Origin of the sequence: Ancylobacter radicis (assembly GCF_018449475.1) — a bacterium.
GTDB classification, from domain to species: domain Bacteria; phylum Pseudomonadota; class Alphaproteobacteria; order Rhizobiales; family Xanthobacteraceae; genus Ancylobacter; species Ancylobacter radicis.
In genome coordinates this window covers 188459-198032 of record NZ_JAHCQH010000016.1, presented here as the reverse complement: position 1 = coordinate 198032, position 9574 = coordinate 188459, and the positions used below count along the sequence as shown (strand labels likewise).

7 protein-coding genes are annotated in these 9574 nt (G+C 67.5%); 2 read left to right on the top strand and 5 right to left on the bottom strand.

Annotated elements, in window-relative coordinates:
* Together KIP89_RS11845 and KIP89_RS11840 are read right to left on the bottom strand one after the other, a co-directional pair.
* Positions 1 to 288: proton-translocating transhydrogenase family protein (locus KIP89_RS11845; RefSeq protein ID WP_213755637.1), on the bottom strand; the 288-nt coding region annotated here is incomplete at its 3' end.
* A 356-nt stretch (positions 289 to 644) separates the two neighbouring features.
* Positions 645 to 1802: a Re/Si-specific NAD(P)(+) transhydrogenase subunit alpha gene (locus KIP89_RS11840; RefSeq protein WP_213755636.1), complete on the bottom strand. Its 1158-nt coding sequence runs from the start codon at positions 1800 to 1802 to the stop codon at positions 645 to 647.
* A gap of 547 nt (positions 1803 to 2349) precedes the next feature.
* Between KIP89_RS11840 and pyk the strand changes: the two genes are divergently transcribed.
* A complete protein-coding gene (gene pyk / locus KIP89_RS11835; protein WP_213755635.1) occupies positions 2350 to 3957 on the top strand; it encodes a pyruvate kinase in 1608 nt (535 codons plus the stop codon).
* Between the two features lie 83 nt (positions 3958 to 4040).
* Here the strand turns inward: pyk and KIP89_RS11830 are convergent, their stop codons facing one another.
* The 3 genes from KIP89_RS11830 to bcsN form a co-directional block, all read right to left on the bottom strand.
* Positions 4041 to 4607 carry a GNAT family N-acetyltransferase gene (locus KIP89_RS11830; protein WP_213755634.1) on the bottom strand — a complete coding sequence of 189 codons (567 nt, stop codon included), beginning with the start codon at positions 4605 to 4607 and terminating at the stop codon, positions 4041 to 4043.
* A gap of 28 nt (positions 4608 to 4635) precedes the next feature.
* Positions 4636 to 5706, bottom strand: a complete 1071-nt coding sequence (locus KIP89_RS11825) for a hypothetical protein (protein ID WP_369807127.1) — start codon at positions 5704 to 5706, stop codon at positions 4636 to 4638.
* Between the two features lie 215 nt (positions 5707 to 5921).
* Positions 5922 to 7073, bottom strand: coding sequence for a cellulose biosynthesis protein BcsN (gene bcsN / locus KIP89_RS11820; RefSeq protein ID WP_369807126.1), 1152 nt, complete (start codon positions 7071 to 7073; stop codon positions 5922 to 5924).
* A 289-nt stretch (positions 7074 to 7362) separates the two neighbouring features.
* Here bcsN and bcsA point away from each other — a divergent pair, with 289 nt between their 5' ends.
* A complete protein-coding gene (bcsA, locus tag KIP89_RS11815) occupies positions 7363 to 9570 on the top strand; it encodes a UDP-forming cellulose synthase catalytic subunit (protein ID WP_213755632.1) in 2208 nt (735 codons plus the stop codon).
* Positions 9571 to 9574: the final 4 nt, after the last annotated feature.

Below are 9574 nucleotides of genomic sequence, written 5' to 3'. Positions count from 1 at the left end.
GTTGGTCACGCTCATCAGCGGCGTGTGCAGCGCCGGGGTCACCGACCACACCACGTAATAGCCGACGAACACCGCCAGCACGAAGATGGCGAGGCGGAACACGAACGGGTCGATCGCCCCGCCCGACAAGGCGTGGGCGGCGTTACCCGCGATCTCCGCATAATGCTGCGCCGCCGCTTCCGCATAGGCCTGCGCCGCGTCCGCCGCCTGCCGGGCGACCTCCGCCGCGACCCGCGCGCCCTCGGCTGCGTTCTGGGCGACCGGATCGCCCACTACCGGATTGGCCATGTCCTGTTCCCCTGAAGCCTCGACGCCGTGCCGCCAGCATCTGCCGCGCCGCGACCGGCTATTCCCCTGAAGCTGCCGGGCGCCACGCGCCCGGATGTTCGTCATGTCCGGCGCCAAGCGCCCGGTGGTCTGGTGGGCGCCGCGCGCCCGGAAGGTCGTGCCGTGATGCGAGGCCCTGTCGGCCCATCCACCCCTGCCCGATCCTGTCCCACCCCTCCCGCCCTCATCCCCGGGATTGACCCGGGGATCCAGCCGATCCACTGGAGGGACGAAGCCAGGTGCGCCCGGACATGGATCCCCGGGTCAAGCCCGGGGATGAGGGAGTTGGAAAGGGCGGGAGGGCGCGGGACCGGCCCTTACGCCGCGCTCGCCGCCGCGTCCGCCGGCTTGAAGTTCGGGTGCACGATGGCCCCGTCCTTGGTCAGCAGCGTCGCCTTCACCAGCTCGTCGTCCCACTTCACGGCAAGCGCCTTGCTGCCCTTGTCGATCAGCGTCTCGACGAAGGCGTAGAGGTTCTTGGCGTAAAGCTGCGAGGCGGTGGCGGCGAGACGGCCGGGCACGTTGAGATGGCCGACGATCTTCGCCCCGTTCGCCGTGACGACGATCTCGCCGGGCACCGCGCCCTCGACATTGCCGCCGCGCTCGACCGCGAGGTCGATCAGCACCGAGCCCGCCTTCATCGCCGCGACCATCGCCGCCGAGACCAGCTTGGGCGCCGGCCGGCCGGGGATCAGCGCCGTGGTGATGACGATGTCCTGCTTGGCGATGTGGCTGGCCGTCAGCTCGGCCTGCTTGGCCTGGTACTCCGCCGACATCTGCTTGGCATAGCCGCCCGCCGTCTCGGCCTGCTTGAACTCCTCGTCCTCGACGGCGATGAACTTCGCCCCGAGGCTCTCGACCTGTTCCTTGGCCGCCGGGCGCACATCGGTGGCCGAGACCACCGCGCCGAGGCGCCGGGCGGTCGCGATCGCCTGAAGACCGGCGACCCCGGCGCCCATGATGAACACCCGCGCCGCCGGCACCGTGCCGGCCGCCGTCATCATCATCGGGAAGGCCCGGCCGAACTCGGCGGAAGCGTCGATCACCGCGCGGTAGCCGGCGAGATTCGCCTGGCTGGACAGCACGTCCATCACCTGCGCCCGGGTGATGCGCGGCATCAGCTCCATGGCGAACAGGCTGGCCCCGGTGGCCGCGATCTCGGCCAGCGCCGCCTCATGGCCATAGGGGTCGGCGATCGCGATCACCAGCGCGCCGGGCTTGATGCCGGTGAGCGCCGCGGCCTCCGGCCGGCGCACCGCCAGCACCACATCCGCGCCCGCCACCGCCGCCGCATTATCCGCCGCGATCGACGCGCCCGCGCCGGCAAAATCCGCGTCGCTCACGCCCGAAGCGAGACCCGCCCCCGACGCCACAACAACCTCCGCCCCCAGACCAACAAACCGCTTCACCGTCTCAACAGACGCCGAAACCCGTGGCTCGGTCGCGGCCGTTTCCTTCACGATGGAAAGGCGCATCTTCATCCTCCTCCCGAAGGCCGTTTAGTCGGCTGTTATTCTCTCTTGCGAGGCCGCGCCAGCGTTGGCGGCGCCGGACATGGGGTGTCCCCCGGCGGCCCCTCGTCGAAGCGGACAGACCCGCCGGAACCGCGCCGCGGACCGGGACTATCCCACTTCATCCTTATTGGTATACAGAATTACGGATGCCAGCAAGCCCGATTCCGCCCGGCATCGCCGGGGCGGCACGGGTGACGCCTTGATGGTTAAGACAGGCCGTCTCGCCTCGTCGGCAGGTGACCTAAGGTCGGCAGGTGACCTCCGGTCCGAGCTGTGCGAGGATCGGACCGCACATTCGCGGCGCCAGAGCGCCTGCGCGCCCTTCCATGTAAGGGCCCAAGTCACCGACAGGTCAAGCACGCCAGGCGCGCGGTCCTGCGAAGATTTGAACACGGCGTCGCGCCCGCGACACGTTGCAGTGCAAGATAACACGCCAGAGACAGCGGCGGGGTTTTGGTTCATATCAGGGCGTGCCGACCACATCGGCGCACGCCAGACGGAGGATAAAATGGTGATCAGGCGGGAACGCGCGACCAAGATCGTGGCGACCCTGGGTCCGGCTTCTTCGAGCCCGGAAATGATCAAGGCCCTTTACATGGCCGGGGTCGATGTATTCCGGCTCAACTTCAGCCACGGCACGCAGGAAAACCATGGCCGCGTGCTCGGCGCCGTGCGCGCGCTGGAGAAGGAAGTCGGCCGCCCGATCGGCGTGCTGGCCGACCTGCAGGGCCCGAAGCTGCGTCTCGGCAAATTCGCCGAGGGCGCCATCACCCTGACCGCCGGCACCACCATCCGCTTCGATTCCGACCCGACGCCGGGCGACGAGAAGCGCGTCTCCATCCCGCACCCGGAAATCCTCGAAGCCCTGCATGAGGGCTCGACCGTGCTGCTCGACGACGGCAAGGTCCGCGTGCGCGTGGTCAAGAAGGGCGCCGGCTATATCGACGCCGAGGTGATCGCCGGCAACCGCCTGTCCAACAACAAGGGCTTCAACGTCCCCGACGTGCTGCTGCCGGTCTCCGCGCTCACCGACAAGGACCGGTCCGACCTGTTCTTCGCCCTCGATCTCGGCGTCGAATGGATCGCGCTCTCCTTCGTGCAGCGCCCCGAGGATGTGCTGGAGGCCAAGGAACTGATCCAGGGCCGCGCCCAGATCAACCTGAAGCTGGAAAAGCCCAAGGCGGTCGAACACCTCACCCGCCTCACCGAACTGTCCGACAGCATCATGGTGGCGCGCGGCGACCTCGGCGTCGAGCTGTCGCTGCCGGAAATCCCGGCGCTGCAGAAGCGCGTGATCCGCGAATCGCGCCGCCTCGGCAAGCCGGTGATCGTCGCCACGCAGATGCTGGAATCGATGATTTCCGCTCCCGTGCCGACCCGCGCCGAAGTCTCCGACGTCGCCACCGCCGTCTATGACGGCGCCGACGCGGTGATGCTCTCGGCCGAAAGCGCCGCCGGCCAGTACCCGGTGGAAGCGGTCGCGATGATGGACCAGATCATCAAGAACGTGGAGCGCGATCCCGGCTACCGCGCCATCATCGAATCGCAGCGCCCGGAGGCCGGCACCACGGTCGCGGACGCGGTGACGCACGCGGCCTATCAGGCGGCGATGTCGGTCGATGCCGCCGCCATCGTCACCTACACGCTGTCCGGCACCACCACGCTGCACGCCGCGCGCGAGCGGCCGCGCGTGCCGATCGTCGGCATTGCCAGCCAGCTCTCGACCGCCCGCCGCCTCGTCATGTCCTATGGCGTGCATGTCGTGCACGCGCCGGAGGAAATCCACACCTTCGGCGAAATGGCGACCAAGGCGACGCAGATCTCGCTGGAACACGGCTTCGCCCGCGAGAACGACCGCATCGCCATCACCGCCGGCGTGCCCTTCGCGACGCCCGGCACCACCAATGTCATGCGCCTCGTCACCATCGACAAGGTGATGCTGGCCCGCCTGCCCGCCAACAAGACGACCGAGCCGGCCGCCCCGCGCGCCGCCGCCCGCAATAATCGCGGCGGCGACGTCGCCCGCTCGAAGCCGATGGCGAGGGACGGCGGCAAGCCCGCCGCGAAGGCCGGCACGCGCCGCGGCCCGGATCGCGGCAGCCGCAAGCCGGCCTGACGCATCGGGCTGTCGTGCTTCATGACGATAAAAGGCCCTCCCCGCGGAGGGCCTTTTTGTTGAGCTGACCGAGGGGGGGCCGTTCAGCGCGGCGGTGCGGGAAGGCTGCCGGCGCCCTCGCCGAGCGGGCGCTGCATCAGCACCGAATCGAGCCAGCCGCCGAACTTGAAGCCGACATCGCGGAGCACCCCGACATGCGAAAAACCGTGGCGCGCATGAAGGGCGATGGAGCCGGCATTGCCGCTGTCGCCGATCACCGCCACCATCTGCCGCCATGGCCCAGCCTCGCAGCGCGCGATCAGCGCCGCCAGCAGCGCGCTGCCGATGCCGCGCCCGGCCTGATCGGGAGCGACATAGACCGAATCCTCAAGTGTGTGACGATAGGCCGGGCGCGGGCGGTAAGGGGTCGCGTAGCAATAGCCGACAACCGCACCGCCCGGCTCACCCGCGACCTCAGCGACCAGATAGGGCAGGCCGTGCGAGCGCACAGCGGCACGGCGGGCCATCATCTCCGCCAGCGTCGGCGGCACCTCCTCGAAGGAGGCGGTACCGGTCAGCACATGATGGGCGTAGATCGCCTGCACCGCGGCCATGTCGGCCTCGGTCGCGTCGCGCACAAGCAGCGTTGAAGGAGATGGTTGCGGGCTCATGAAAGGTCCGGCATCGGGCGGTGATTATTTACTGCGCCGTCGTCGTGGACGGCGCGGCCGCGAGCGGGCGGCCGGAATAGGGATCGGCCAGCGCGGCCTCCGGCTGGCTGACCGGGATCTTGCGCGAGGTGTAGGCGGCGAGCTTTTCCGGGCCGGCGGAGCGCAAAATGTCGCGGAAGCTGCGGTGCATGCCGCCATCGACATAGTTGGGTGCCGGCGGAATCGCGGCGGCGAGCGCGGCGGCCTCGGCATCCTCGGCCGCCTGACGCTGCTTCACTGCCTCCGCCACCTCGACGCTGCCGGGGACAGCGGGGCACGGCCCCAGCGGATCGAGCAGCGCATCGGCCGGCGTCGGCCCGTCAGTGAAGCGGTAGCGCCCGGCGCAGGCCGTCACCACCGGCGGGCGGCGGGTGACGTTGAAATATTCGACGCCCTCCTGAAGGTTGCGCCAGAAGGCGAGATTCGGGTCGCGGCGATGCGCCGCCAGATTGGCCGGCGTCATGCGGAAGGGCAGCGCCTGCACCTGGAAGCTCTCCTGCCCGCCCTTCAGGGCCTCGCGGGCGATAGCGTAGATTTCCGTCACACCCGTATCGGTCATGGCATAGCAGCCGGCGGAGGTGCAGGCGCCATGCACCATCAGCGCGCTGCCGGTATAGCCGAGCGCGCTCTCAAGCTGGTTGGGATAGCCGAGATTGAAGGCGAGGTAATATTGCGAGCGCGGGTTCAGCTGCGCCGGCGTCACCGAATAGAAGCCTTCCGGCGCCTGGCGGTCGCCCTCGCGCATCTTCGGCCCGAGCTTCCCCGACCAGCGGCACATCGGATAGGTCTTCAGCAGCGCGTATTGGCCGGTGTGGGTGCGCTTCCACACTTCCAGCTCGCTCTCCTGCTTGTAGATGCGGATCATGATCGGGTCGGCCGGCGTCATGCCCTTCTTGCTCATGTCCGCCACGATCGCCGGGCTCAGCGGCACGGAGCCGCGATCATCGGCGGAATCGTAGGACGCGCAGCCACCCAGCATGGAGGCGAGGCCGAGAAGGACGAAAAGGCCCAGACGGGCCGTCAGCTGGTTCAAACGCACACTCAGGCTCCCGACGGGCATCAGGATCACAGCAAGGCCGGCACGCGGCCGCCCTGCCGACAGCCGGTTCCGGCCGTCATCTGCCCCATCATGGTTTGTCATTCGTGAAGAAAGTGGCACCACGGCGACCCTGTCCGCGCCACATCACCCTGCGGGGCTTGCGCGGGAAGGGTTTCACCGCCGCCGCCCCCGCAACGCTCACGCCATCGTGAGGATACGGCTGCTGCGCTGCAACATTATTGGCTCGGCGCCGGGTAGCTGGAAGCGCCAGGGACCAGACGCACGGGATCGCCGACGCTGGAGGACGGCGCGGTGCGGTTCGGCAAGGCCGGCGAGACGCCCGGCAGCGTGGGCGGCGTGGCGAAAGGCGAACTCTGGCTCGGCGACTGGACCGGGCGCGCGGGGGCGCGGTCCACCACCGCCCCGGCAGGCACCTGGCCGGGCGTGACCTTGGGCGTCGTGCTCGGCGCGAGCTGGCTGGAGACGCCAGGGCCGGGCACCTGCGGATAGCCCTCCACCGGATCGACCAGATTGCCTTGCGGGAACGCTTCCACGGCTCCCGGCTGATAGACCGGCTCCGCCTGCGGCACCGGGCTGCCATAGCGCCGGGCGCTGCGCACCCGCGTGCGGGACGCGGGCGCCGGCGCACCGCTCACCTGATTGGGATCGGCGCCCATCCAGCCATCGAGCACGGTACCGTCACCCTGCAGGCCGGAGGGATAGGAGAGCGGCCCGCCGATCTGGCCGAGGCCCAGCGGCTCGCCCATCGGCTTGCCATAGGGCTGCCAGGCCTGCGGCAGGAAATAGCCATTGATCGAATAGCGGTACATGACGCGCAGCAGATCCTGCTCGCTCGCGCCGACCTGACACAGGCGCAGACGCATGGAGAGGATGCCGCGGTCGCGCCAGATCACATAGAGCGGGACCTGCGACTGGATGCGCTGCCACGCATAGATGCACAATTCGCCGTTTCCGGCATTGCCGATGGCGTAGTTGAACGGCCCGTAGCGATTCTGCACGAAATAGTTGGACACGTGCATGGTGACGCCGGGGACGCGCTCCAGCATCTCCTCGTCCAGCAGTTCGTCGTTGAGATAGTCGTCCTTCTTCAGGTTTTCCCAGCCGGTGCGGCCCTTCACCGGGCCGAAGAACACGACATGGATCGCGTTCTGGCCGAGGCTGCGGGCCTGCGTTTCCAGCACGATCTCCTGCTCGACCGCGTTGATATAGTCGGTCTCCAGCACGGTGATGACGCGCGGGGTCGAGCCGGGCTCTGGCAGCACCAGGGCCTCGGACACCGGAACCTCGACGGTCGCCGTGGCCACCTGCGGATTCTGCCCGACCAGCGGGTACGGGGCGCACCCCGCCACGCCAAGGGCGACGGACACCGCAAGCAACCCGAGGCGAGCTATGCGCCTGTTCCGTCCGATCATGAGCCCTTCAAGCGTTTTGAGCCGTCGTCGTGACGACACCCCCAACTCCGCCGCATCGATGCGAATCGCCGCGAAACGCCCCCGAATCACGTGCGTTAACGGACTTTATCCTGCCCGTCCCTCCGGTGGAATCGAGCAAACGCTTGATATGCGACAGGTTGGATAGATTTCCTCAACCTCTGGGGCGTAAGACACGCTTAGTATTGCACCGCCCTGCACGGCTGGAACCGAGGCTAAAGACACGATGCGTAAGGCATGGGTTGCCGGCTTGTGGGCCATTTCCTCGATCATCGTGGTGTTCCTCATCACGCTGCCGATCAGCCTTCAGGCCCATCTGATCGCCGGCTGCATCGTCGTGCTGGCGATGATCCTGCTGAAGACGTTCGGTCCGCCCGTCGGCATATTCCGCATGATCGCGCTGGCGCTCGGCACCGCCATCGTGCTGCGCTACGTCTATTGGCGCACCACCTCGACGCTGCCGCCGATCTCGCAGATCGAGGACTTCATTCCCGGCTTCATGCTCTACATCGCCGAGATGTACAGCGTGTTCATGCTGTTCCTCAGCCTGTTCGTGGTGTCCTCGCCGATGCCCTCGCGGGTCTCTCCGGCCATCCCGCCCGGCGAGGAGCCGACCATCGACGTGTTCATCCCGACCTATAATGAGGACCCGCATCTGCTGGCCTCGACGGTCTCGGCCGCGCTCAGCCTCGATTATCCGCAGGACAAGTTCACCGTCTGGCTGCTGGATGACGGCGGCACCGACCAGAAATGCGAGCAGGACGACAGCACCAAGGCGCTGGAGGCGCAGCAGCGCCGCGCCGAGCTTCAGGCGATGTGCGAGGGGCTGGGCTGCCGCTACCTCACCCGCGCGCGCAACGAGCACGCCAAGGCCGGCAACCTCAATAACGGCCTCAAGCACTCCACCGGCGAACTCGTCGTGGTGTTCGACGCCGATCACGCGCCCACGCGCGACTTCCTGAAGGAGACGGTCGGCTTCTTCCTGCAGGACGAGAACCTGTTCCTGGTCCAGACCCCGCATTTCTTCATCAACCCGGACCCGCTGGAGCGCAACCTCAACACCTTCGAGTTCATGCCGTCCGAGAACGAGATGTTCTACGGCATCATCCAGCGCGGCCTCGACAAATGGGACGCCGCCTTCTTCTGCGGCTCGGGGGCGGTCATCAACCGGCGCGCGCTGGCGGAGACCAACGGTTTCCAGGGCATCACCATCACCGAGGACGCCGAGACCGCGCTCGAACTGCATTCGCGCGGCTGGCACTCGATCTATGTCGACCGCCCGCTGATCGCCGGCCTGCAGCCGGAAACCTTCGCCAGCTTCATCGGCCAGCGTTCACGCTGGGCGCAGGGCATGATGCAGATCCTGCGCTTCCACTTCCCGCCCGGAAAGCGCGGCCTCTCGCTGCCGCAGCGCCTGTGCTACTGCTCGTCGACGCTGTTCTGGCTGTTCCCCTATCCGCGGCTGATGTTCCTCATCTCGCCGCTGTTCTACCTGTTCTTCTCGCTGGAAATCTTCAACGCCTCCGGCGCGGAGTTCTTCGCCTACACCACGACCTACATGCTCGTGAACCTGCTGATGCAGAACTATCTCTATGGCCGCTACCGCTGGCCATGGATTTCCGAGCTCTACGAATACATCCAGGCGATCTATCTGTTCCCCGCACTGGTGTCGGTGATCCTCAACCCGCACAAGCCGACCTTCAACGTCACCGCCAAGGGCGAGACGCTGGATGAGGGCCATGTCTCGGAGATCGGCCGGCCCTTCTTCATCATCTTCGGCGTGCTCATCCTCGGCCTGCTGGTGACGATCTGGCGGCTGTTCACCGAACCCTTCAACGCCGATGTCATCGTCGTCGTCGGCGCGTGGAACGTACTCAACATCATCATCGCCGGCTGCGCGCTCGGCGTGGTGTCGGAGCGGCGCAACCGGCGCCGCGCCCACCGCGTCGACCTGCTGCGGCGCGGCGAACTGATCATCGACGGCACCGCCTATGGCGCGATGATCGACGACGGCTCGCTTGGCGGGGCGCGCATCCGCCCCAATGCCAATGTCACCCTGCCCGATCTGACGCGCGGACAGGCGGCGGTGCTGCGCTTCAAGCCGGTGGCGTCGAACATCGCCATCGATTCGCTGCCGATGACGATCCGCAATGTCGAGCGTGATCCCGATGGCGTGCTGATCGGCGCGGAATTTGCGCCGACCGAGCCCATGCATCATCGCCTCATCGCCGATCTGATCTTCGCCAATTCCGACCAGTGGAAGAAATTCCAGGAGTCGCGGCGCCGGAATCCGGGGGTTCTTCGCGGAACCGTCAATTTCGTGCGCACCTCCATCTTCCAGACCGGCCGTGGCCTGTCCTATCTGGTTCACCTGCACAAGCTGTGGCGGGAGCGGCGCCAGCGTCCGGTGCTCGCCCCGGCCAAACGCGGATGATGAC